This is a genomic window from Paractinoplanes deccanensis (assembly GCF_016862115.1).
GTDB lineage: Bacteria > Actinomycetota > Actinomycetes > Mycobacteriales > Micromonosporaceae > Actinoplanes > Actinoplanes deccanensis.
In genome coordinates, this window is the sequence record NZ_BOMI01000066.1 from 43,717 (window position 1) to 66,381 (window position 22,665).

The following is a 22,665-nucleotide window of genomic DNA, read 5'->3' on the forward strand; positions in this document are numbered from 1 at the left end:
AGGGCGATCCCTGAACCACTGCTGGGAGGTCGTGGACCATGTTGCCCCTCACTCAAGCCAACCTGGCGTCGCTGCCCTCGGGCGTCGGCGTGCCGAGCTACGACCGGGCGCAGCTGCGTACCGGGATCGTGCACTTCGGAGTGGGCGGGTTCCACCGCGCCCACCAGGCCATGTATCTGGATCGGCTGATGAACGCGCAGGCCGCGCTCGACTGGGCGATCTGCGGGGTGGGGGTGATGCCGGGCGATCGGCGCATGCAGCAGGTGCTCGACGCGCAGGACCGCCTCTACACGCTCGTGGTCAAGGCGCCCGACGGGACGCTCGACGCGCGGGTGATCGGGTCGATCAAGGAATACCTGTACGCGCCGGACGATCCCCGGGCCGTCATCGAGAAGATGGCGCACCCGGACGTGCGGATCGTGTCGCTGACCGTCACCGAGGGCGGCTACAACTTCAACGCGGTCACCGGCGAGTTCATGGCCGACAACGTCGACGTGCAGCACGACCTGGCGCTGCCGAACGAGCCGCGGACGACGTTCGGGCTGATCACCGCGGCGATCGAGCGGCGGCGGGAGCGCGGGCTGCCCCCGTTCACGATCATGAGCTGCGACAACATCCAGGGGAACGGGGACGCGGCGCGGCGCAGTTTCGTGTCGTACGCGCGGCTGCGCGACCCGGCGCTCGCGGCGTACGTGGACGAGAGCGTGCGCTTCCCGAACAGCATGGTGGATCGGATCACCCCGGTGACGACCGACGACGACCGGGACGAGGTGCGCAAGCACTTCGGTGTGGAGGACGGCTGGCCCGTGGTGTGCGAGCCGTTCACCCAGTGGGCGCTCGAGGACAGCTTCTCGGCCGGCCGGCCGCCGTTCGAGGACGCGGGCGTGCAGGTGGTGCCGGACGTCGAGCCGTACGAGCTGATGAAGCTGCGCCTGCTCAACGCGTCCCATCAGGCGCTCTGCTACTTCGGCTACCTCTGCGGCTACCGGCTCGTGCACGACGTGGCGCGCGACCCGGTGTTCGAGCAGTACCTCCTCGCGTACATGGAACGGGAAGCGACCCCGACCCTGGCGCCCGTGCCCGGCGTGGACCTGCGCGAATACCAGCACCAGCTGATCGACCGCTTCTCGAACGCGCAGGTCAAGGACACCGTGGCGCGGCTGTGCGCGGAGAGCTCCGACCGCATCCCGAAGTGGCTGCTGCCGGTGATCCGGGAAAACCTGGCCACCGGCGGCGACATCCTGCTGTCCACCGCCGTGGTGGCGTCCTGGGCGCGGTACGCCACCGGCGTCGACGAGCACGGCCAGCCGATCGAGGTCGTCGACCGGCTGCGGGACCAACTGGTGTCGCTGGCCCGGCAACCCGACCCGCTCGCCTTCATCCAGAACCGGGAGCTCTTCGGCGAGCTGGCCGACAACGAGCGCTTCGTGGCGGCGTACAGCTCGGTCCTGGACAGCCTGCGCAACCGCGGAGCGAAAGCGACGCTCGAAGCCCTCGTGGCGGGCGCCCTCTAGGCGGGCACCGCCGACTTGGTGAAGACCGGGCGGGCCCAGCGCACCGCCCGGTCCAGGATCGAGCGGACCATGATGGCGACGCAGGCGAGACCGTTGAGGAACGAGGCCGTCACGTCACTGGGGTGGTGCATGCCCCGGTAGAGCCGCGCGGTCGCGACCAGGACGGGCACGAGCACGAACAGCCAGGCGAGGCGCTTCGCCCAGGTCTTCTTGAGCAGGACGGCGAGCACGACCGCGAGCCCGACGTAGAGGGCGACCGCCGCCGACGTGTGCCCCGACGGGAAGCTCGAGGTGGGCGGGGAGTCGTCCAGATGCGGTACGGCCGGCCGCCGCCGATCGATGACCAGCGTGGTGAACAGGAACACGAGCGCCTGGGCGCTGACCGCCGCGCAGAGGAGCAGCGGCTCCCGCCAGCGGTGCAACTTCAGCCGCAGCCCGATCGCCACCGCCGCCGTGATGCCGACGACGACCGGCGTGCTGCCCATCAGGCTGAAGAACTCGGACACCGCGTTGAGCGCCCCGTCCCGGTGCGCCGCGAAGTCCCGGTTGATCGCGTCCTCGGCGGTGAAGGGCCAGTCGTGCGCCCAGACCTTGGTGACGAGCAGCCCGAGCGCCACCATGACGCCGAACAGGACCGCTACGGGAAGAAGGATCCGCTTGACCACCTGCCCGATCGAGGCGGTCCACGTTGCTGATTCGGGGGGCATGGCCGGACGCTTTACCCGAACGATCGATGGCCTAAGCGCCGTACTCCCCGGTGTTGACAGTTAGAGTTCTAACGGTTAGCTTTCTAAGTATGGATACGCCAGAGCTGACCAGCACGCTCGATCTGATGCGCTGGGTCGGGTGGGCGCAGCGCAAGGCCGGCGAGGACTGGGTGCGGGAACGCGACCTCAGCTTCGAGCAGGCCTTCGCGCTGGGTTATCTGGTGCGCAATCCCGGGGCGATCCAGCGCGACCTGGCGCAGATCACCCGCACGAGTGCGGCGAGCGTGTCGAGCCTGCTTCAGGGGCTCGAGCGCCGCGGGCTCGTCGAGCGCCGGACCGAGCGCGGCGACGAGCGCAGCAAACGCGTCCATGCGACGCCGGCCGGGGCGGAGCTCGTCGCCGGGTTCGACACCGCGATGGCCGCCTCCGACGAGACGATCCTCTCCCCGCTCGACGAGAGCGAGCGGGCCACCCTGCACGCCCTGCTTCAGAAGATCACTGCGGAGCTGCCCCGGCCGACGCGGTCCTGACCTGCTGACCCTGCCGCGACGGTGACCGCCGTCGCGCGATCAGCCCTGCCCGAAATGTCGCAGTGGCCTGATCAACCATGCCCGAAATGTCGCTGCCCGGCCGGTCCGTGGTGGCGCGATCACACCTGCCCGAATGTCGCAGCGACGGTTTCGTGCCGCCGCGCGCTCGGTCCTGCCCGCGAAGGAGCAGCCATGAGCACCGTGCAAGCCGACGCCGTCGGCACCAACCGCTGGTACCTCTCCACCGCGCCGATCGCCCGCGCCCTCGTGCACCTGTGCGTGCCGATGGCCGCCGCGATGGTCGTCTCCGCCTTCTACAACGTCGTCAACGGCGGCTTCATCGGCTCGCAGCACGACACCGCGCTGCTCGCCGCGATCACCTTCGGCACCCCGCTGCTCGGCCTGGTCATGGCGTTCGGCGGCATCTTCGGCGTCGGCGGCGGCGCCCTCATCTCGCGGCTGCTCGGCGCCGCCGAGAACGACCCGGCGCGGGCGGGCGAGATCAAACACGTCTCGTCCTTCGCCGTCTGGGGCTCGGTGATCGCCGGTGCCGTGGTCGGCGGCGCCGGCCTGCTCCTGCTGCACCCGCTGGTCACTCTGCTCGGCGCTGACGCCGCCGCCGCGTCCGCGACCAGGTCGTACGTCGCCGTCATGCTGGCCTTCGTCCCCGTGCTGGCCGCCGCGTTCTGCCTCGAACAGCTCGTCCGCGCCGAGGGCGCCGCCCGGCAGGCCATGACCGGCCTGATCGCCCAGACCGTCGCCAACCTGGTCCTCGACGTCCTGTTCATCCTCGTGCTGCACTGGGGCGTCGCCGGCGCGGCCCTCGCGATCGGCTTGGCGAACGTGGTCAGCATCGCCTACTGGGCCGCCTGGCTCCAGCGCCGCAGCGAGCACATGAGCCTCGCCCCGCGCTGGTTCACCCTGCGCCCCGCCGTGCTCAAGCCGGTCTTCGGCGTCGGCGCCGGCCAGCTGTTCCAAGCCGCGTTCCTGATCGTCACGAGCCTGGTCCTCAACAACCTCGCCGCCGCGTACGGCGACAGCGCCCTCGCCGCGATGGGCGTGGCCGTCCGCATCGCCCAGGTGCCCGAGTTCCTGGTCATGGGCGTGACCATCGGTGTCCTGCCGTTGCTGGCCTACGCGTACGGCAAGGGCGACCGCGCCCGCCTCGCCGCGGCCCTGCGCGGCTCCACGATCGCCGTCGGCGCCGTCGTGCTGCTCTTCTCGACGACCGTCTTCCTCTTGCGCCACCAGGTGCTGGCCGCCTTCTCGGCCGACCACTCCGTCCTCACCGTCGGCGTCACCATCCTCACCGCCCAGCTCACCGCGATGATCGCCAACGGCTTCACCGGCCTGATCACGTCGCTCTTCCAGGCCACCGGCCGCGCCCTGCCGGCCACCGTGATGTCCACCGCCCAGGGCGTCCTGTTCATCCCGGTCGTGATCCTCGGCAACCTCTGGTTCGGCCTGACCGGCATCATCTGGGCCCTGACCCTCACCGAGATCACCGTCCTGCTGACCGGCGTGGTCCTGCTGCTCGCCTCGCGCCGCTCCATCGCCCGCGGCCTGGGCGAGGGCACCCCGGAGCGAGCCCTCGACATGGCCGACGCGTGACCCGGCCCGCTGGCGTGCGGCCGCCCCGTCGGACTCGGACGGCCGGAGGGCGGCAGCCCCGCTGGACCTGGACGGCCGAGGGCGGTCATCCGGGGGCGCGATGTCTCGCAGGGCCGCGCGGAGATCGGCCCCGGTGCGGCGATGGGGCGGATCCGTCCCGGCATCGCAACGGTCGCCTCGGGGGAGGGCCACGATTTCGACCGCCTGTCAGAGGAGGCCGAGGTCGAAGACCTCGAACGGGGCGCCGTAGCGCACGCCCAACCGGGAGCCGGCCTGGCGGGCGAAGCCCTGGAGGAACTCCTCGGCGTCGAAGGCGCCCGGGGTGAGGCCGTTCAGGTAGGCGGCGTGCGCCTCCAGGGAGCGGACGCCCAGCTCGAAGGTCTCCGTGGTGTCGGCGCCGTGGGTGGAGCGGGGGGAGCCGGCCGCCCAGACCTGGCGGACGCCGCGCCACCTCTCGAGGCCCTCGTTCTCGATCTGGTCGCGGAAGACCCAGCGGTTGGCGGCGTCGCGGGCCGCGTCGAGGACGGCTCGGCCGGTGACGATGTGGTCGGCCATGTTGAGGGCGCCGCCGGCCTCGTCCCAGCTCTCGCGGAAGTTGTTGGTGACGATGATGTCGGGGCGGTGGGTGCGGATGACGCGGGCCAGGTCGCGGCGCAGGGGCACGCCGTAGTCGAGCATGCCGTCCGGCAGGCCCAGGAAGTCCACCTTCGACACGCCGACGATCTCGGCGGACTCGCGCTGCTCGCGTTCGCGGGCGGGGCCGGCCTCCTCGGGCGTCATGCCGTCGATGCCGGCCTCGCCGCTGGTCAGCAGGACGTACGTGATCTCCTTGCCCTGGCGGGTCCAGCGCGCGACGGCGGCGGCCGTGCCGAACTCCAGGTCGTCGGGGTGGGCGACGATGGCGAGGCCGCGCTGCCACGACTCGTCGACGGGCTTCAGCGGGGCGGGAGCGGCGTCACTCATGAGGGCCATGATGCCCGTCCGGCAGGGGCAGTGAAAAGGTCAGCCGACCAGGCGGCGCTCCCAGGCCCACGCGGCGATCTCGACCCGGTTGCGGGTGTCGAGCTTGGTGTGGATGCTGCCGAGGTGGGTCTTGACCGTGCCGACCGAGATGTAGAGCTGGGCGGCGATCTCCGCGTTCGTCAGGCCGCGGGCGGTCAGCTTGACGACCTCCAGCTCGCGGGGGGACAGGCCGCCCTCGTCGGTGGCAGGCGCGGGCGGGGAGAGGTGCTCCAGCAGCCGTACGGTGATCGACGGGCTGATCAGGGCGTCGCCCGACACGGCCGCGCGCACCGCCTCGATGAGCAGCGCCGGGCCGGAGTCCTTGAGCAGGAAGCCGGCCGCGCCGTTGCGGAGCGCCTGGTGCACGTACTCGTCGAGGTCGAAGGTCGTGACCACGACGATGCGCAGCGGATCGGCGACGCCGGGGCCGGCCAGCAGGCGCAGCGCCTCGAGGCCGTCCATCTTGGGCATGCGGATGTCGAAGAGCGCCACGTCCGGCTTGAGCTTGCGCGCCAGCGCCACCGCCTCGACGCCGTCGGAGGCCTCGCCCACGACCTCCATGTCCGGCTGGGCGCCGATGATCATGCCGAAGCCGGTACGGACCATCGCCTGGTCGTCGGCGATAAGCACGCGAATCACTGAAGAACCACCTCTACGGAAGGGGGAAGGCCGCGTCGACCACCCAGCCGCCCTCGATGCCCGGCCCGGCCGTGATCCGGCCGCCGGCCGCGCGGACCCGTTCGGTCAGGCCCACGAGACCGTACCCCGGACGATCTCGTGGCGTGGCGGCGCGCGCCGGAACACCGTCGTTCGCCACCCGCACCAGCAGCCAGTCGGGGGTGCGGCGGATCCAGACGTCGGCGACCTGGGCCGCCGGCGCGTGCTGCCGCACGTTCGTCAGAGCCTCCATCACCACCCGGTACGCCGAGGTGGACACCTCGACCGGCAGGCCCTCCGCGTCGCCGTCGACGTGGAGGCGGGCGATCGGCCCACCGGCGGAGGTGAACTGGTCGAGCAGGCCGGGCAGGTCGACGAGGCCCGCGACCGGCGCCAGCGGAGCGTCCGGCGAGGACGAGGGGTCGCGCAGCACCCCGACCATGCGGCGCATCGACGCCATCGTCTCGGCGCCGGCCTCCTCGATCTGCTCCAGGGCGAGCAGCACCCGCTTCGGGTCCTGCTCGGCGATGAAGCGGGCGCCCTGGGCCTGCACGACGATGCCGGTCACGTGGTGGGCGATGAAGTCGTGCAGGTCGCGGGCGAACTCGGCGCGCTGCTCCGCCCGTACGGCGTCGACCGCCCGCTGCCGCGAGCTCTCCAGCGTGCGCAGGTAGATGCCGACGCCGATGGCGGCCGTGCCGGCGAGGGCCTGGATGAGGCCGAAGATGACGAACTCGGCGCTCTGGCCGCCGCGCAGCGGCTGGAAGCTGACGGCCGCGCCGACCATCACCACGGCGCCGACCGCCCAGCCGGGCGAGGCGCGCCGGGCCAGCACGAACAGGACGCCCAGCAGCGCCGTCGACTCGGCCAGTCCCCAGCTGGAGTAGCTGCTGTCGGGGTAGCCGCCGACGATCGCCAAGGTCAGCAGGAGCGAGGCCGTGCCGAGCCCGATTGCGACTTTCGGCAGAGTGGTGGAGCCCTGCCGGCGGGCGGGCAGCCAGACGGCCGCGGCGGCGATCGCCATGAGCACCTGGAGCAGGCCGAGCAGCTCCGAGTTGCGCAGCAGACCCTGCGCGACGTCGAAGAGTCCCAGCACGGCGAGCGCCGCCAGCGCGAGGAACTGCCCGAGGCGCAGCAGGATCAGCCGGTTCGTGTTCGTCTCCATCGTGACCCAGCGTAGTTGCAGGTGAGCGCGCCCCCATCGGCCGAAAGACAGATCCGGATCCCCGGCCACGGGCCGATGTGCCGCGGGTGCCGTCCCGGCGAGCATTTCCGGCGTCCGAAACGAAACAACTGCCCGTGGAGAGACCATGCAGACGCCCGTGCTCGAAAATACGATGGCGGCCGTCGCCGCCGTCGACCTGACAAAGGTCTACGGCAGCGGCGACACCGCCGTGCGGGCGCTGGACGGCGTGACCGTCGGGTTCGCCCGCGCCCAGTTCACCGCCATCATGGGCCCGTCCGGCTCGGGCAAGTCGACGCTCATGCACTGCCTCGCGGGTCTCGACACCGCCACCAGCGGGCAGGCGCTGCTCGGCGGCACCGACCTGACGAAGCAGTCCGACAAGGTGCTCACCAAGGTGCGCCGCGAGCGGATCGGCTTCGTCTTCCAGGCGTTCAACCTGCTGCCGCAGCTCACCGCCGCGCAGAACATCACGCTGCCGCTGGAACTGGCCGGCCGCAAGCCCGACCACCACCTCTACGCCCACCTGACCGAGACGCTGGGCATCGTGGGCCGCCTCGACCACCGCCCCGGCGAGCTCTCCGGCGGCCAGCAGCAGCGCGTCGCGCTGGCCCGGGCGCTGATGTCGCGCCCCGAGGTGGTCTTCGCCGACGAGCCGACCGGCAACCTGGACTCCCGCTCCGGCGCCGAGGTGCTGCTCTTCCTGCGCAACTCGGTGCGCGAGCTGGGCCAGACGATCGTCATGGTCACCCACGACCCGGGCGCGGCCGCGTACGCCGACCGGGTCGTGCTGCTCGCCGACGGCCGGGTCGCCGGCGAGCTCGACCGCCCCGACATCGCGAGCGTCACCGACGCGCTCCAGGGTCTGGCGGCCGCCCGATGAGCGTGCTCCGCACCCAGATGCGCGGCGTCGCGAGCCGCCCCACCCGGCTGCTGCTGACCGGCCTGGCCGTCCTGGTCGTCTCGTTCGTCGTCTACGCCGCCGTGCTCGCCCAGCAGATCACCGAGCGCAGCGTGCTCAACGGGCTCAGCGGCACGCCGGAGACCGTGGACCTGGTCGTCCGCAACGGCGACATCCCGGTGGGGCAGGTCGCCCGGATCGCCGGCACGGCCGGTGTCGCCGAGGCCGTCGGCCGGGTCGACGCCGGCGGCGAGGTCAACGGCGACTACCTCCAGCTGCTCTCCGACCCCGGCTCCGGGCCCCTCGCCACGGCCACCGTCACCCAGGGCCGCTACCCGTCGAAGGCGGGCGAGATCGCGGTGACCCCGCGCACGGCCGAGCGGATGGGCCTGAAGCTCGGCCTCACCGTCGGCGCCCAGATCCGCTACAGCGACGACGGCAAGCCGCTGGCCAAGTCGCGGCTCACGGTGGTCGGCCTGGTGCAGGCCCGCGACGACTACGGCTTCCAGGCGTACGCGCCCACGGCCGCCGTGGTCGCCCTCACCGGCGCGAAGCAGGTCAGCCAGATCGACATCAGGTACGCGCCGGGCGCGCGGGACGTGCAGGAGCGCGTCACCGCGCTGAGCAAGGGCGCCGAGGTGGCCACCGGCGAGGACGTGCGCCACGAGGAGGCCGAGCAGAAGGCGTCCGACGTCAACGCGGTCTTCGCGGTCATCGCCATGTTCGTCGCGATCGCCGTGGTCGCCGCCGGGCTGGTCGCCACCTCGACGTTCCGCATCGTCTTCGCCCAGCGGATGCGCCAGCTGGCGCTGCTGCGCGCGGTCGGCGCCGGGCGCGGCTCGATCAGCCGGTCGCTGGCCGCCGAGGGCGCACTGACCGGGCTGGTCACCGGCGTGGCGGGCGTGCTGCTCGCGCTCGGCGCCGGTCATCTGCTGCCGGTCGTGCTCGGCTGGTTCGGCAAGGAGATCTCCTCGCCCGGCGTGCCCGTGCCCGCGGCGCTCGGCACGGTCGCGCTCGCGGTCGTCATCACGGTGCTGGCGGTGCTGGCGCCGGCCGTCTCCGCCGCGAAGGTGTCGCCGCTGGAGGCGCTGCGCAGCTCCGGCACGACGGGGGCGCGCCGCGACATCGGCGCGCTGCGCTGGATCACCGGCCTGCTGCTCGCCGCGGGGGCGGCCGTCGTGGCCGCCTACGTCCTGCAGGGCCTGCCGGGCCGCGACCCCAAGGACTACGACCCGGCGCCGATGCTCTTCGCCGTCGTGGGCTCGGGCGCGCTCGCCTTCTTCGCGCTGGTCGCGCTCGGCCCGGTGCTGGTGCGGCCGGTGCTGGCGCTGCTCGGCGCCCCGATCCGCCGCTCCGGGCCCGTCGGCCGGCTCGCCGCCGGCGGAGTGGGCGCCGCGCCGCGCCGGGCCGCCGCGGTCTCGGTCGTGGTCGCGCTCGGCGTCACCCTGATCGCCGGGGCGCTGGTCGGCGGCGCGTCGATCCGGGTGCTCGCCGAACGGGAGAGCGCCACGTCGGCGCCGGCCGACTACGAGCTGACCGGCGCGGACCAGGCGCCGGTGCCGGTGGCGCTGGCCGACCGGCTGCGCGAGCGCAAGGAGCTGACGCACGTCACCCCGTACCGCCGGGTGGAAACGAAGATCGGGAACACCGAGGGGCTGACGGCGACCGACCTCGCGATGGGCGCCCTGCCGCGGCTCGGCAAGCTCGACGTGGCCGCCGGCTCGGTGCGGGACCTGGCACCGGGCAAGGCGGTGATCTCGGGCTACACGTCGGACATGACCGGGCTGCGAGTGGGCGACCCGATCACGCTCCAGGCAGGCAGGCGCAGCCTCACCGTGACGATCGTGGCGCAGCTGCCCGACTCGGGGCCGGTCGGCTCCGCGGTGGTGCTCGACCCGGCCGACCTGACCCGGCTCGGTGCGCCGGCCACGTACTCCGGTGTGCTCGCCGACGCGGCGGCCGACGGCGAGCAGGGCCGCACCGACGGCAAGCGGGCGATCGACGAGAGCGTCGCGGGCGGGAGCTTCCGCACCGATGTGCTCGCCGACCAGCGTGACCTGATCGACGACAACCTCACCATGCTGCTGGTGATCGCGCTCGGGCTCATCGGGCTCACCGTGGCGATCGCGGTGGTGGGCGTGGGGACGACGACGGCCCTCTCGGTGGTCGAACGGGTCCGCGAGTCCGGGGTGCTGCGCGCGGTCGGCCTGTCGCGCGGCGGTCTGCGGGCCATGCTGACGGCCGAGTCGGCGCTGTACGGGGTGATCGGCGCCGCGATCGGGCTGGCGCTCGGGATCCCGTACGCCATGCTCGCGGTGAAAGCGCTCGGGGTGAACGCCCCGCTCGCCGTGCCGGCCGGTCAGCTGGTGGTGGTCTTCCTGGTGCTGGTGGCCCTGACCGCCCTCGCCGGGGTGCTGCCGGCGCGCAAGGCGGCGAAGGTCAGCCCGGTGGCGGCGCTGGGAACCGAGTAGAAAGCGTCCATGGACTCTTACTGGCCGCTCTTCGGGCTCCGGCTGGTCTTCCGCGACGTGACGCTGCGTCCGATGCGCGAGGAGGACCTGCCGGGGCTCGCCGCCATGCTGCCCGGCGACGTCGGGCACGACCCGCGCCTGCCGATGTGGCCGTCGCAGAGCTTCGCCGAGAACGAGCGGCGGCTGTTCTGCCAGGGCTACTGGAAGGCGCTCGGCACGTGGGACCCGGCGTCGTGGGTGCTGCACTTCGCGGTCGCCCACCGCGGCGAGCTGGTCGGCGTGCAGACCCTCGAGGGCGAGAGCTTCCCGGCACTGCGCACCGTGGACACGGCTTCCTGGCTGGTGCCCGGGGCGCGCGGGCGCGGCGTCGGGGTCGCGATGCGCACCGCCGTGCTGGGCTTCTCGTTCGGCAGCCTCGGCGCCGTCGCCGCGGTCAGCTCGGCGACCACGGACAACGCGGCCTCGCTCGGGGTCTCCCGGCGCATCGGGTACGAGGAGAACGGCCGCAGCCGCATCGTCGACACCGGGGGAGACGTCGCCGAGTTGCAGCACTTCCGGCTCACCGCGGACCGCTGGCCGGGGCATTCGATCACGATTGAGGGCTTCGATGCCTGTCGCGCCTGGTTCGGGATGACGTAGCCGTCTCGCGTTCGGTACTCTCACGCGCGCCTATTCGAGATCAACGGGGGATCGCGTGAAACGCAAGCTGGCAATATCGATCGGCGCCGCGGCCGCGGTGCTCGCCGCGGGCGGCGGGGTGGCCGCGCTGACCTGGCCGTCGCAGACCCCGGCGGCCCTCGACTTCGTCGAGCCGACCGCGGCCGCCGTGCCCGCGGCCGCGCCGGCGCCGTCGTCCGCCCCCGAGCTGCCGAACGCGCCGGTCCGCACGGCCATCAAGAAGGTCGATCTCACCGGCCAGGTCGACCTGCCGCAGCAGGCGACGCAGCGCTTCAGCATGCTCAGCGTCAGCTGGACCGACCCGAAGGCGGCGCCGAAGGGCACCGTGCAGGTGCGCACCCGCAGCGCCGCGACCGGCGCGTGGACCGGCTGGCAGTCGCTCGGCGTCGCCGAGGAGGCCGCCGACCGGCCGGACGAGAAGGCCCGCGTGCGCGGCCGCACCGAGCCGCTGTGGGCCGGCCCGTCCAACGGCGTGGCCGCCCGCATCCTCGGCGCGTCGGTGACCGGCCTGCCCGCCGGGCTGCGGCTCAACCTGATCGACCCGGACGCCCGGCCCACCGGCGGCACGGGCGGCGGCATGCTGGCCGAGCCCACCCCGTCGGCGCCGGCCTCGACGACCCCCGCGACCCCCACGGCGACCACGCCCGCGGCCACCACCACCCCGGCCGGCACGCCCACCACCACGCCCACCACCACGCCGCCGGCCACGTCCACCGGCACGCCGGCGCCCACGACCACCACGGGCCCGGTGATCGCCAAGGCCGCGTTGCCGCCGATCGTCACCCGCGCGCAGTGGGGCGCCGACGAGACGACGGTGCGCGCCCCGGCCTCGGTCGCCACCGAGGGCGTCAAGCTGGTCTGGGTGCACCACAGCGGCTTCGGCAACAACTACACGTGCGCCCAGTCGGCCTCGGTGATCCGCGGCATCATGGCGAACGACATCGCCGAGGGCTTCGACGACATCGGCTACAACTTCATCGTCGACAAGTGCGGCACGCTCTACGAGGGCCGCAAGGGCAGCGCCACCAAGGCCGTCATCGGCGCGCACACGGCCGGCTTCAACACCGCCACCGCCGGCGTCGCGCTGCTCGGCGACTACACGTCGATCAAGCCCTACGACACGCCGGTCCGGACCATCTCCCAGGTGGCGGCGGCGCGGCTCACCGCCTACGGCTTCGACCCGGCGACGACCACCCAGCTGACCGAGGGCCTCGACGGCTACAAGTGGCCCAAGGGCTCGCTGGTCACCTTCCCGCGCATCGCCGGGCACAAGGACGGCGCCCAGTCGGCCGCCGGCTACCTCACCGAGTGCCCCGGCGACATGTTCTACCCGCTGCTCGGCGTCATCCGCGGCAAGGCGGCGCTGCCCGGCCTCGCGGTCAAGAGCGTCGCGGGCACAGTCTCCAGCGGCACGACGTACGTCCGCAACACGGCGACGGTCACCTGGACGCTCAGCGGCGGCAACGTCAACCGCTTCAACGTCCTGCGCGACGGAGCGGTGGTCGCGACCGTGGCCGGCACCGCCCGCAGCGCCACCGTGCCGGTCACGCCGGGCGCGCACACCATCGCCGTGCGGGCCATTCACGCCGCCGGGGTCAACTACGACACCAGCGCGGCCGTGAAGATCTTCTCCGACGTCACGGCGCCCACCTTCCCGTCCGCGCCGTCGGTGGTGCTGCGCACCGGCACCGCGTCCACGACCTCCGTGCCGGTGGCCGTGACCTACCGGGCCGCGGACAACGTGCGGGTCACCGCGCTGGCCGGCAAGTCGACCTCGCCCACGGCCGCGAACCTGGCCCCCACCTCGACGACGTGGAACAGCGCGGTCCGCCCGAACGTCTCGCTGACGTACACGCTGACCGCCCGTGACCTCAGCGGCAACAGCCGGGCCACCACGGTCACCCGCAAGATCACTCAGGTCGCCGAGACCTCGGCCGGTCGCGCCGGCACCTGGAGCACCCGGTCCGGGACGGCGTACCTGGGCGGCAAGGCGCTCGCGTCCGGCGCCAAGAACGCGAAGCTGTCGTGGACCTTCAACGGCCGCTCCGCCGCCCTCACCTTCGCCCGGGCCACCACCACCGGCGCCGCCTACGTCTACGTGGACGGCGTGAAGGTCGCCACCATCGACACGAAGGCGGCCGCCACGGCGTACCGCCAGACCCTGTTCGTGCGCAACCTGCCCGCCAAGGTCCACACGGTGTCCGTGGTCGTCGCCGGCACCTCGGGGCGTCCCACGGTGATCGTCGACGGCATGACCTACGCCAACTGACCCCAGGGAGCTAACCGGAACGCCGGGCCTGTGCCCGGCGTTCCGCTCCCGGGGACTCGGCCGTGCCGGCCGGCGGCAGGGTGAACCAGAAGGTGGCGCCCCGGCCGTTCTCGCCCTCGGCCCAGATGTCGCCGCCGTGGCGCTCCACCGCGCGGTGCACCGTCGTCAGGCCGATGCCGGTGCCCGGGAAGTCCTCGGCGTTGTGCAGGCGGGCGAACGGGCGGAACAGCTCGCCCGCCTTGCCCGCCGGAAAGCCCGCGCCGTTGTCGCGGATGTAGAAGCCCTCGGCCGCACAGCCGATCTCGACCGCGGGGTGCTCGACCTTGCGGGTGAACTTCACCGCGTTGTTGATCAGGTTCTCCAGGATGACCCGGACCAGGCCCTCGTCGGCGTCCGCGGTCATGCCCTCGTGCACCGTGAACTTCACCTTGCGGTCCGGGTTGCGGGCCTCCACCTCGGCTATCACCTCCCAGGCCGTGGTGGTCATGTCGAACCGCGCCCGGCGCAGCTCGCCCCGGCTCGCCCGGGCCAGGATCAGCAGCGACTCGACCAGGTCCGCCATCCGGCTCGCCGCCGCCTGGATGCGGCCCAGCCGGCGCCGGGACTCCGGGCTCAGCGGGTCGTCCTCGTCGTCGAGCATGTGCTCGGCGAAGCTGCTGATCACCTGGAGCGGGCCGCGCAAGTCGTGCGACACCGAGCCGGAGAAGGCCTCCAGCTCGCGGTTGCGCCACTCCAGCTCCTCGACCAGCGCCGCCCGGGTCTCGGCGAGCTGCCGCGCCGCCCGCTCCTCGGCCGCGTCGAGCTCGCGCCGCATCAGCTCCTCGCGGATGCGGCGGCTCTCGTCGTGCGACTGCTTGCGGCGGATCTGGGTGCGCACGTGCGCGCGCAGCGCCTCGGCGCCCGACTCCGTGCGCACGTAGTCGTCGGCGCCCGCCGCCAGGCACGCCAGCATGTCGTCGTCGTTGGCGCCGGTCATCACCACCGGGGTCTCGCCGATCACCGGCACCTCCTTGATGCGGCGGCAGGCGTCGCGCCCCAGGTCGCCGGAGAGGCCGAGGCCCAGCACGATGCAGTCGACCGGCTGCTCGGCGAGCAGGTCCAGCGCGTCCTCGGTGGCCGAGACCGGGACCACGTCGTAGCCGTCGGCGCGCAGCGACATCGCCAGGTCGCCCAGCCGGTCGCGGTCGGGGGTCAGCGCGAGCACCTTGCTGGGGCCGTGCAGGCTGCCGGTGACCTCGATCGGCAGCTGCTCGGCGCTCTGCCGCAGCACGGCGTTGAGCTTGGCCGGCACGATCGCGAGGTTCTGCTGCTTGCGGACGAACGCGTCGGCGCCGGCGTCGAGCATCTGGAGCTCGGTGGCGTAGTCGTCGGCGGCGGTCATCAGGATGCACGGGATGTCGCGCAGCGCAGGGTCGAGGCGCACCCGGCGGATGACCGTGGCGCCGTCGATGCCGGGCATCACGCCGTCGACGATGATCGCCTGGGGCCGGCGGTCGGCCGCCGTGCGCAGGCCCTCCTCGCCGCTGGGCGCGGTCAGCACCGCGTAGCCCTCGCCCTCGAGCAGCTCGCGCAGCTGCTCGCGGAAGGTCATGCTGTCGTCGATGACGAGGATCGTGGTGCGGTCGTCGGCGCGGGTGGGGCCGTCGCCGAGCAGCTGGCGGGTGCGCGCGACGACGTAGCCCGCGTCGTACGGCTTGCCGACGTACTCGTCCGCGCCGATCCGCAGGCCGGCCAGCCGGTCGGCGACCTCGTCCTCGCTGGAGAGCAGCACGGTGACCACGCCCGCCCGGCTCGGCATGCCGCGCAGCTCGGTGAGCAGCTCCAGGCCGTCGGCGTCGGGCAGCATCACGTCGAGCACCGCCACGTCGAACTCCGCGGTGACGAAGGCGGTGCGCGCCTCCGCCCCGGTGGCGCAGAGCAGGGTGGCGAACCCGTCCGCCTCGAACGCGTGGTGCAGGTCCATCCGCACGGTGAGGCTGTCGTCGACGATCAGCACCTGCCGGGTCATCGCCGGCTCCCGGTGGGCTGGAGGTCGGCGAGCCGGGCGGCGATCCGGGCCGGGGGCAGGACGAAGGCGGCCGCACCGAGCAGCGCCGCCTCGCGCGGCATCCCGTACACCACGCAGCTCGCCTCGTCCTGGGCGAAGGTGACCGCGCCGCGCGAGCGCATCCGCAGCAGGCCCTCGGCGCCGTCGCGGCCCATCCCGGTGAGCAGGCACCCGGCCGCCCCCGCGCCGTACTCGGCGGCGATCGAGTCGAAGAGCACGTCCACCGACGGGCGGCACGAGTGCACCGGCGGGGCGTGGCTGAGCCGCAGCACGCCGTCGCGCACGGAGAGGTGCCGGTCGGGCGGGGCGAGCACCACCCGGCCCGCCATCGCGGCCACCGGCGTGCCGTCGTGCGCGTAGCTGACGTCGCGCCCGGTCTGCCCGGCCAGCCAGTCGGAGAACGCCACCGCGAAGGGCTCGCTCGCCGCGATGTGCTGCACGCAGAGCACCGGCGGGCGGAACCCCGCCGGCAGCCCGCGCAGCAGCTCGGTCAGCGCGCCCGGCCCGCCGGTGGAGGCGCCCAGCGCGACCACGCGCAGCGACTGGGCGACCGGCGGCGCGGCCGGCGCCGGCTCGGGGGTGAGCCCGCCGCGCGGGCGGCCGTCGAGGCGCGCCCGCGGATGGGTGATCACCCGGATCCGGGAGACCATCCGCACGGTCCGGCACAGCCGACGGCCCCAGTCGGCGTCGCTGTCGTCGCCGCGCGGCTTCTCCATCACGTCGACCGCGCCGGCCGCGAGCGCGTTGTAGGTGCTGAACAGCTCCTGCCGATCGGCGGACGAGACCACCAGGATCGGCGTCGGATGCTCGGCCATGATGTGCTCGGTGGCGACCAGGCCGCTCATCGTCGGCAGCATCATGTCCATGGTCACCACGTCGGGGCGCAGCCGGCCGACCAGCCGGACCGCGTCGCCCCCGTCGGTCGCCTCGCCGACCACCTGGAGCTCCGGGTCGGCGGCGAGCGACTCGCGCAGGTGGTGGCGCATGGTCGCGGAGTCCTCCACGAGCAGCACTCGGATCATCGCAGGATCAGCCTCCGGATGTGCGCCAGCAGCTCTTCCTGGTTGAACTCGCCCTTGACCACATAGGCGGAGGCGCCCACCTCATTGCCGCGGCGGCGGTCCTCCGCACTGGCCCGCGAGCTGACCAGGATCGCCGGGACGTGCGCCAGTCGCGGGTCGGCGCGGGTCTCGGCGACGAAGGTGAACCCGTCGATGCCGGGCATGTCGATGTCGGTGAGGATCAGCCCGTACTCGCGCGCGCGGGCCCGCTCCAGCCCCTCCTCGCCGGAGGCGGCCAGGTCGACCTCGTAGCCGGCCGACTCGAGGATGCTGCGCTCCAGCATCCTGGTGGTCAGCGAGTCGTCGACCACCAGGATCGGCAGCTGCCGCTGGTCGGTGTCGGCGGCCGCGCCGGCGCTCTTCGGGCCCACCTGGCGGGCCTCGGCGATCAGGCCGTGCGGATCGAGCACCAGGCGCGGGTTGCCGTCCAGGTCGATCGAGACACTGCCGATCACCGGCGCGGCGGGCGCGAGGTCGGGCAGCGGGCGGGCGACCAGGGTGGTGGTGCCGGCGAGCCGGTCGACGCCGATCGCCGCGGTCTCGCGGTCGGCGGTGAGCACGATCGCCACGCCGGTGCCGGTGAGCTCGGCGTCCTGGCGCAGCGCGCGGCAGAGCGGCAGGAACGGCACCACGCGGCCCTCGTGGGCGAGCCGGCCGGTGTCCATCGCGGCGGCGGTCTCCTCCGGGGTGAGCCGCACGCAGCGGCGGACGGCGTCGAGCGGCATGGTGACCGTGTGCTCGCCGGTCTCGACGAGCAGGCCGTTCATGCTCAGCAGGGTGAGCGGCACGACCAGCTGCACGGTGGCGCCCTGCCCGGGCCGGTTGTCTATCGAGACGGTGCCGCCGAGCTGGTCGGCGACGTCGCGGGCCACGTCCATGCCGATGCCCCGGCCGGCGACGTCGGTGACCGAGGGCGAGGTGCTGATGCCGCCGCGCAGCACCAGGTCGATCAGGGTGCGCGGGTCGGGTGCGGCGCCGGGGGAGAGCAGGCCCCGGTCCTGGGCGGTGCGGCGCAGCGCGGCCAGGTCGAAGCCGCGGCCGTCGTCGGTGCAGCGGAACTCGGCCCACCTGCCGCGCCGCTTGACCTGCACCGTCACGGACCCCTCGGCCGGTTTGCCGGCGGCCACGCGCTGCTCGGCCGGCTCGATGCCGTGCACGACGGCGTTGCGCACCACGTGCAGGAACGCGCCGCTGACCTGGTTGAGCAGCTGCGGGCCCATGCGCACGTCGGCGCCGGTGGTGTGGAAGCGGACCCGCTTGCCCTCGGCGTCGGCGGCGTCGCGCACGGCCCGGCGCAGCGCGGTGAAGATGGTGCCGGCGGGCACCAGGCGCAGGCCCTCGGCCCGGCCGCGCACCTCGTCGAGCTCGCGCTCGACCTGGTCGACGGCGTCGATCAGGCGGCGTCCCAGGGCGCCCAGGTCGGCGGCGAGGCGCTGCACGCTGCTGCGGGCGACGGTGTCCGAGACGGCGACGCGGCCGGTGCGCAGGCGGTCGCCGAGGGTCTCGACGCGGCGGTGGATGCCGGCGAGCGTGCGGCTGCCCTCGCGCAGCGGGGCGATGCGCGAGGTGGCCTCGCCGATCGCGTCGAGCAGCTCGTCGAGGTCGGCGGTGGGGGCGCGCTCGGGCGGGGTGCCGCCGTCGGAGGCGGCGGCGCTGCCGCTGGGCCGCTCGGACGGCCCGGGCTTCTCGGGTGGCGCGGCGGGTTCCGGCTCGTGCGCCGGGAGCGCGGCGGGCTCGGGAGGCGTGGGAGGCGGGACCTGCGGTTGGGGCGCGGGGCTGCCCCGTACGATCGCCTCGGGATCTTGACTTTGATTGAGCGCGGCGACCCGGCCGGCGATCTCGTCGTTGAGGCGCAGCAGCTCGCGCATCTCGTCGGCCGGCAGGGGAGCGTCGTCGTCGCGGTGCGGGACCAGCACCTCCTCGAACGCGTGGGCCCGTTCCGCGATCTCCGGCTGCTTGACCACGCGGGCCGCGCCCTTGAGCGTGTGCGCGTAGCGCAGCAGCCGAGCCACCACCTCGGTGCCCGGCTGCTGGTCCAGGTCGAGGACGCCGGCGCTGATCTGGTCGACCAGCTCGGCGGCCTCGATCCGGAAGTAGCGCAGCGGATCGCGGTCGGCCATCAGTGACGCCCGGTGCCGACCAGGTCCAGCAACTCGCCGGAGAGCGTGCTCAGGTGGGCCGCCGTCTGTTTGGTCTGCACCGCGCTGGCCTCGGTCTCGCGGGTGACCCGGGCGGTGTCGGAGGCGGCCACGTTGACCTGCTCGACCGCGGTGGTCTGCTGCTTGGTGGAGAGCTCGATCTCGCGGGTGGCGTCGCTGGTGGTGGAGACCAGCGAGACGATGCGGCGGAACGAGCTGGTGGCGTCGTCGAACTGCCGGGAGCCGGAGTCCACCGCCTTCGCGCCGATCTCGGTGGCCATCACAGTGGTGTTCACCGCGCCGCGCACGTCCTCGATCAGCGCGCGGATCTCCTTGGCGGACGCGGCGGTCCGGTCGGCCAGCTTGCGGATCTCCTCGGCCACGACCGCGAACCGGCGGCCCCACTCGCCGGCGCCGCTCGCCTCGATGGTCGCGTTGATCGCCAGGATGTTGGTCTGCTCGGCCAGCTCCGAGACGAGGTCGACGACGCCGCCGATCTGCTGCGACTTCTCGCCGAGCGCGAGCATGTGCTGCACGATCTGGTCGACCTGGGTGCGGATCGCGGCGATCGACGCGCGGGTCTGGTCGATCGTGGCGTCGCCGGTGCGGGCCGCCTCCGCGGTCTCCTCGGCCACCTTGGAGACGCGCTGGGCGCTCTCCGCGATCTGCCGCGACGTGATCAGCAGCTCGCTGATGGTCGTGGTGATCTCGCTCATCGCGCTGGACTGGTCGCGGCCGCCCGCGGCCTGCTGCGCGGCGGCCGCCTCGAGCTGCGCGGACGAGCTCTGTATGTGCCCGACGGCGGCGCCGACCTCGCGCTTCAGGTCACGGCTGAGCTTCCAGGAGACGCCCGCCGCCCCGGCGATGAGCAGGGCGCCGATCACGATGATGAAGATCATCGACAGCGTGGCCCGGTCCGAGGCGTCGTCGCTCTTGGTGTTGACCGTGCTCTGCACCTGGGCGATGAGGTCGGCGATCGCCTTCTGCACGGCCTCGCGGGCGGTCTTCACCTGGCCGCTGCCGCTGAGCTGCGCGACGCTGGCCAGGTTGGTGATCTTCGAGCGCTGGCTCATCAGGCCGGACACGACGGCAGCGTGGGTGGACTCGGCGTCGGCGATGTCCTGGAGGAGCTCCTTCGAGGCCGGGTTCTCGATCGTGCCGCGCAGTGAGTCCAGCTTGGCCAGGAACTTGGTGCGGTCGGCGTTCGTGGCGTCGAGGTACTCCTCGGTGCCGAAGAGCATGTAGGCGCGGTAGTCGGCGATCCGCGACTCCATCAGCGCGCTCAGCGTCTCGGCGCCCGCCAGGTTGTCGCGCGCCGAGACGATGACCGCGTCCTTGGTGTGCAGCACGTAGCGCAGCGCCAGCACCGACGTCGCGGTCATCAACAGGGTCAGCAAGAGCGTCAGGCCGAAGCCGGCCGCCAGCTTGGTGCCGAAGGTGCGTCCCGCCATCATCGTGCGGCCTCCTCGTCGTTGCTTCGGTCGTGTCCGGTGAGCGCGTGCACGGTGGCGCGGGTGGCGGGCACGTCGATGATCGGCCGGACGCCGCCGGGCAGCTCGACCATGCCGCGCACGCTCCCGGTGGCCCCGCTGTCGTCCGCCTCCCGCACGATGTCGGCGTTCGCGACCCGCACGTGCCCGTCGAGGTCGTGGAACGCCAGGCCCAGCGCCGGGGTGCCGGCGGCGAGCACCAGCCAGCGCGGCCGCTCGCCGACCGGGTGGCCGAGCAGCGCGGCCAGGTCGTAGACGGGCACCACCTGGCCCGCGAAGCCGGCGAGGCCCAGCAGGGCGGGCTGCGGGCCGGGCAGGGGTGTCACGGGGCGGTCCGGGTGCAGGCCCGAGGTCTGGGAGAGGCTGATCGCGTACGGGCGGCCGCCCGCCCGGATCACCAGCAGCTCGACGTGCTCGGTGTCGTGGCTGCGGACCGGCTCGGCGAACGAGCGGTCGAAGTCGGCGCGCAGCCGGTCGCGCCGGCTGATCGCCTTGGCCATCGGTTTGGTCATGGCCGCACCCCGCAGGCGTCGAGCTCGGAGCGGCACACCACGGTCAGCGCGATCCGGCCGAAGCCGCCGCCGAACAGGGTGATCCGCTCTTCCTTCTCCTTGGTCAGCAGGTCGAGCGCGCGTTCCAGCTCGCCGGCCGCGGTCCGCTCGTCGCCGGAGCGGCGGGCGAGCTGGCCGAGCCGCATGCGGGGGAGGGCGAAGCCGGGATCGAGGTACGCGGCGAGGCGGTACTCGCCGATCGCCTCGGCCACCGCGGAGCCGCCCTCGAGGCAGACGCCGAGGAGCTGATGGGCGTCCGGGTCGAGGCCGTTCTCGTCGAGGAGGCGGCGGGCCAGGGCGATGGCCTCGCCGAGGCGGCCCGACTGGGCCAGCAGCACGCCGTGCAGCAGGCTCTCCTGCTGCCCCTCGATCGCGGCGAGCGCGTCGGTGAACCGCTCCTGCTGCAAGAGGGCCAGGGCTTTGTTGTACGCGGCCTCGGCGTCCGGTTCCGCCGGCGGCTCGGGCAGCGGCGCCGTCGCGGGCGGCGCGGGCGTGACGATCGGCTTCCGCTCCGCCTTGCGGTAGTAGAACGCGTGGTTGCTCTGGCGCAGATCGAGCCCGTCGGACGTGGCCCCGAGCGAGTCGGTGTGCCCGAGGAAGAGGAACCCGCCCGGCGCCAGCGCCCGGGACATCCGCTCGACCAGCGCCGAGACGACCTCCGGGGTGAGGTACATCAGCAGGTTCCGGCAGAAGATGACGTCGTAGCGGCCGGTGGCCCAGAGACTGTCGTCGGGATCGGCCACGTTGTGCCGGCGGAACCGCACGAGCCGCCGGGCCTCGTCGGCGATCCGGTAGCCACCGCCGTCGTCCGGCCGGAACCACTTGCGGCGCACGTCCTCGGGCGTCTCCCGCAGCGACCACGCCGAGTAGCGGCCGGCCTCGGCCTTGTGCAGCACCGCGGGGTTCGCGTCGATCCCGGTCACGTCGATGATCCAGTCGGCGGCCGGCTGGACCGTGCGGGCGGTGATCGCCAGCGAGTACGCCTCCTCGCCCGAGGAGCAGGCCACCGAGAGCATCCGCAGCACCCGCTGGCCGCGCCGGGCGGCCACCAGCTCGGGCAGCGCCTCGTCGCGCAGCGCCCGGAACTGCTCGCCGTGGCGGAAGAAGTAGGTCTCGGTGATGCTGAGCCGCTCGATGAGCACGGACAGCTCGTCGGGCCACGGCCGGGCGGCGAGCCGGTCGAGGTACGCGTCGCTGGTCATGGCGCGCGCCGCGGCCCGGTCCCGCAACGTGCCGGCGAGCTGCTCGGCGTCGTTGTCGGCGAAGGTCCAGCCGAGCCGACGGGCGAGCGCGTCGCGGAAGCGGGCGAGCTGCGCCGGCCCGATCACGGCGCCGCGCCCGCCGCCGCGGCGGCTTCCCAGACGTCGTCCGGCACCGCCCGCATGCTCTGCAGGAGCAGCAGGGGCTCGGCGCCGTACGTGCCGACCCCGGCGACCAGCCGACTGTTGCCGCCGCCGAGCAGCGCCGGATGCCCGCCCGACGGCTCGGCGTCGACCTCGCGCACGCCGAGCACCGGCCCGGTGCCGAACGCCACGGCGCCCCGGTCGGTGCGCACCGCGATGTATCGCTCGGGCTCCGCCGACCCGCCGCCCAGCAGCCGCGACACGTCGATCACCGGGGTGGGCACGCCGCGCAGCACGCTGATCCCGCGCACGAACGCCGGCGTCCCCGCCAGCGGCCGCGTCTCGAGCGGCCGCATGGTCTCGATGACCTCGTCCAGCCGCAGCGCACAGAGCAGGGGGCCGGCCCGGAAGACGAGCGCCGCGACCCCGGCGCCCTCCTCCGACGAGAGCACCGGCGCCTGTCCGTACTGCCGCATTCCGTCAGATTAGTAGTGATTCATCCGTCATTTCCG

The 22,665-nt window shown here is 73.4% G+C and carries 18 protein-coding genes; 7 read left to right on the forward strand and 11 right to left on the reverse strand.

The genetic code is table 11. The features are described from left to right. Nucleotides 1–38 precede the first annotated feature (38 nt). Complete coding sequence (locus Ade02nite_RS17740; protein ID WP_203764059.1) at nt 39–1,514, forward strand: mannitol dehydrogenase family protein; 1,476 nt, start codon at nt 39–41, stop codon at nt 1,512–1,514. On the opposite strand, the gene Ade02nite_RS17745 is transcribed toward Ade02nite_RS17740, so the two are convergent. Continuing rightward, a complete protein-coding gene (locus tag Ade02nite_RS17745; RefSeq protein WP_203764062.1) occupies nt 1,511–2,221 on the reverse strand; it encodes a phosphatase PAP2 family protein in 711 nt (236 codons plus the stop codon). The genes Ade02nite_RS17740 and Ade02nite_RS17745 overlap by 4 nt on opposite strands. Before the next feature lie 89 nt (nt 2,222–2,310). Between Ade02nite_RS17745 and Ade02nite_RS17750 the strand changes: the two genes are divergently transcribed. Together Ade02nite_RS17750 and Ade02nite_RS17755 are read left to right on the forward strand one after the other, a co-directional pair. Beyond that, entirely contained in the window at nt 2,311–2,751 is a 441-nt protein-coding gene (locus tag Ade02nite_RS17750) for a MarR family winged helix-turn-helix transcriptional regulator (RefSeq protein ID WP_203764076.1), read from the forward strand. A 192-nt stretch (nt 2,752–2,943) separates the two neighbouring features. After that, nucleotides 2,944–4,362 carry an MATE family efflux transporter gene (locus tag Ade02nite_RS17755; protein ID WP_203764078.1) on the forward strand — a complete coding sequence of 473 codons (1,419 nt, stop codon included), beginning with the start codon at nt 2,944–2,946 and terminating at the stop codon, nt 4,360–4,362. A gap of 207 nt (nt 4,363–4,569) precedes the next feature. Here the strand turns inward: Ade02nite_RS17755 and Ade02nite_RS17760 are convergent, their stop codons facing one another. The 3 genes from Ade02nite_RS17760 to Ade02nite_RS17770 are packed head-to-tail and all read right to left on the reverse strand — an operon-like array spanning nt 4,570 to nt 7,186. Next, entirely contained in the window at nt 4,570–5,325 is a 756-nt protein-coding gene (locus Ade02nite_RS17760) for a PIG-L deacetylase family protein (RefSeq protein ID WP_203764080.1), read from the reverse strand. A 39-nt stretch (nt 5,326–5,364) separates the two neighbouring features. Beyond that, the gene (locus Ade02nite_RS17765) at nt 5,365–6,003 is read right to left on the reverse strand and encodes a response regulator (RefSeq protein WP_203764082.1); all 639 of its coding nucleotides are present in this window, start codon (nt 6,001–6,003) and stop codon (nt 5,365–5,367) included. A gap of 13 nt (nt 6,004–6,016) precedes the next feature. Beyond that, the gene (locus Ade02nite_RS17770; protein WP_203764083.1) at nt 6,017–7,186 is read right to left on the reverse strand and encodes a sensor histidine kinase; all 1,170 of its coding nucleotides are present in this window, start codon (nt 7,184–7,186) and stop codon (nt 6,017–6,019) included. Between the two features lie 145 nt (nt 7,187–7,331). Here Ade02nite_RS17770 and Ade02nite_RS17775 point away from each other — a divergent pair, with 145 nt between their 5' ends. From Ade02nite_RS17775 to Ade02nite_RS17790, 4 genes are read left to right on the forward strand one after another with little or no spacing between them, the layout of a single operon-like run. Next, entirely contained in the window at nt 7,332–8,087 is a 756-nt protein-coding gene (locus Ade02nite_RS17775; protein WP_203764085.1) for an ABC transporter ATP-binding protein, read from the forward strand. Then, complete coding sequence (locus Ade02nite_RS17780; RefSeq protein WP_203764088.1) at nt 8,084–10,576, forward strand: FtsX-like permease family protein; 2,493 nt, start codon at nt 8,084–8,086, stop codon at nt 10,574–10,576. Before Ade02nite_RS17775 ends, Ade02nite_RS17780 begins: the two co-directional genes overlap by 4 nt. Before the next feature lie 9 nt (nt 10,577–10,585). Continuing rightward, entirely contained in the window at nt 10,586–11,215 is a 630-nt protein-coding gene (locus tag Ade02nite_RS17785) for a GNAT family N-acetyltransferase (RefSeq protein ID WP_203764091.1), read from the forward strand. Nucleotides 11,216–11,270: 55 nt separating this feature from the next. Continuing rightward, entirely contained in the window at nt 11,271–13,523 is a 2,253-nt protein-coding gene (locus tag Ade02nite_RS17790) for an N-acetylmuramoyl-L-alanine amidase (RefSeq protein ID WP_203764111.1), read from the forward strand. Between the two features lie 10 nt (nt 13,524–13,533). Here Ade02nite_RS17790 and Ade02nite_RS17795 read toward each other — a convergent pair whose 3' ends face one another. The 7 genes from Ade02nite_RS17795 to Ade02nite_RS17825 are packed head-to-tail and all read right to left on the reverse strand — an operon-like array spanning nt 13,534 to nt 22,629. After that, nucleotides 13,534–15,531 (reverse strand): response regulator, encoded by a 1,998-nt coding sequence (locus Ade02nite_RS17795; protein ID WP_203764128.1) that lies wholly within the window; start codon nt 15,529–15,531, stop codon nt 13,534–13,536. Continuing rightward, a complete protein-coding gene (gene cheB, locus Ade02nite_RS17800; protein WP_203764132.1) occupies nt 15,528–16,592 on the reverse strand; it encodes a chemotaxis-specific protein-glutamate methyltransferase CheB in 1,065 nt (354 codons plus the stop codon). The genes Ade02nite_RS17795 and cheB overlap by 4 nt, the downstream gene beginning before the upstream one ends. Next, entirely contained in the window at nt 16,589–18,751 is a 2,163-nt protein-coding gene (locus Ade02nite_RS17805) for a hybrid sensor histidine kinase/response regulator (RefSeq protein WP_203764134.1), read from the reverse strand. The genes cheB and Ade02nite_RS17805 overlap by 4 nt, the downstream gene beginning before the upstream one ends. Continuing rightward, the gene (locus Ade02nite_RS17810; protein WP_239168842.1) at nt 18,751–20,223 is read right to left on the reverse strand and encodes a methyl-accepting chemotaxis protein; all 1,473 of its coding nucleotides are present in this window, start codon (nt 20,221–20,223) and stop codon (nt 18,751–18,753) included. Before Ade02nite_RS17810 ends, Ade02nite_RS17805 begins: the two co-directional genes overlap by 1 nt. Continuing rightward, a complete protein-coding gene (locus Ade02nite_RS17815; RefSeq protein WP_203764137.1) occupies nt 20,220–20,771 on the reverse strand; it encodes a chemotaxis protein CheW in 552 nt (183 codons plus the stop codon). The genes Ade02nite_RS17810 and Ade02nite_RS17815 overlap by 4 nt, the downstream gene beginning before the upstream one ends. After that, nucleotides 20,768–22,138, reverse strand: a complete 1,371-nt coding sequence (locus Ade02nite_RS17820; protein WP_239168843.1) for a CheR family methyltransferase — start codon at nt 22,136–22,138, stop codon at nt 20,768–20,770. Before Ade02nite_RS17820 ends, Ade02nite_RS17815 begins: the two co-directional genes overlap by 4 nt. Beyond that, nucleotides 22,135–22,629 carry a chemotaxis protein CheW gene (locus Ade02nite_RS17825; protein ID WP_203764140.1) on the reverse strand — a complete coding sequence of 165 codons (495 nt, stop codon included), beginning with the start codon at nt 22,627–22,629 and terminating at the stop codon, nt 22,135–22,137. Before Ade02nite_RS17825 ends, Ade02nite_RS17820 begins: the two co-directional genes overlap by 4 nt. Nucleotides 22,630–22,665: the final 36 nt, after the last annotated feature.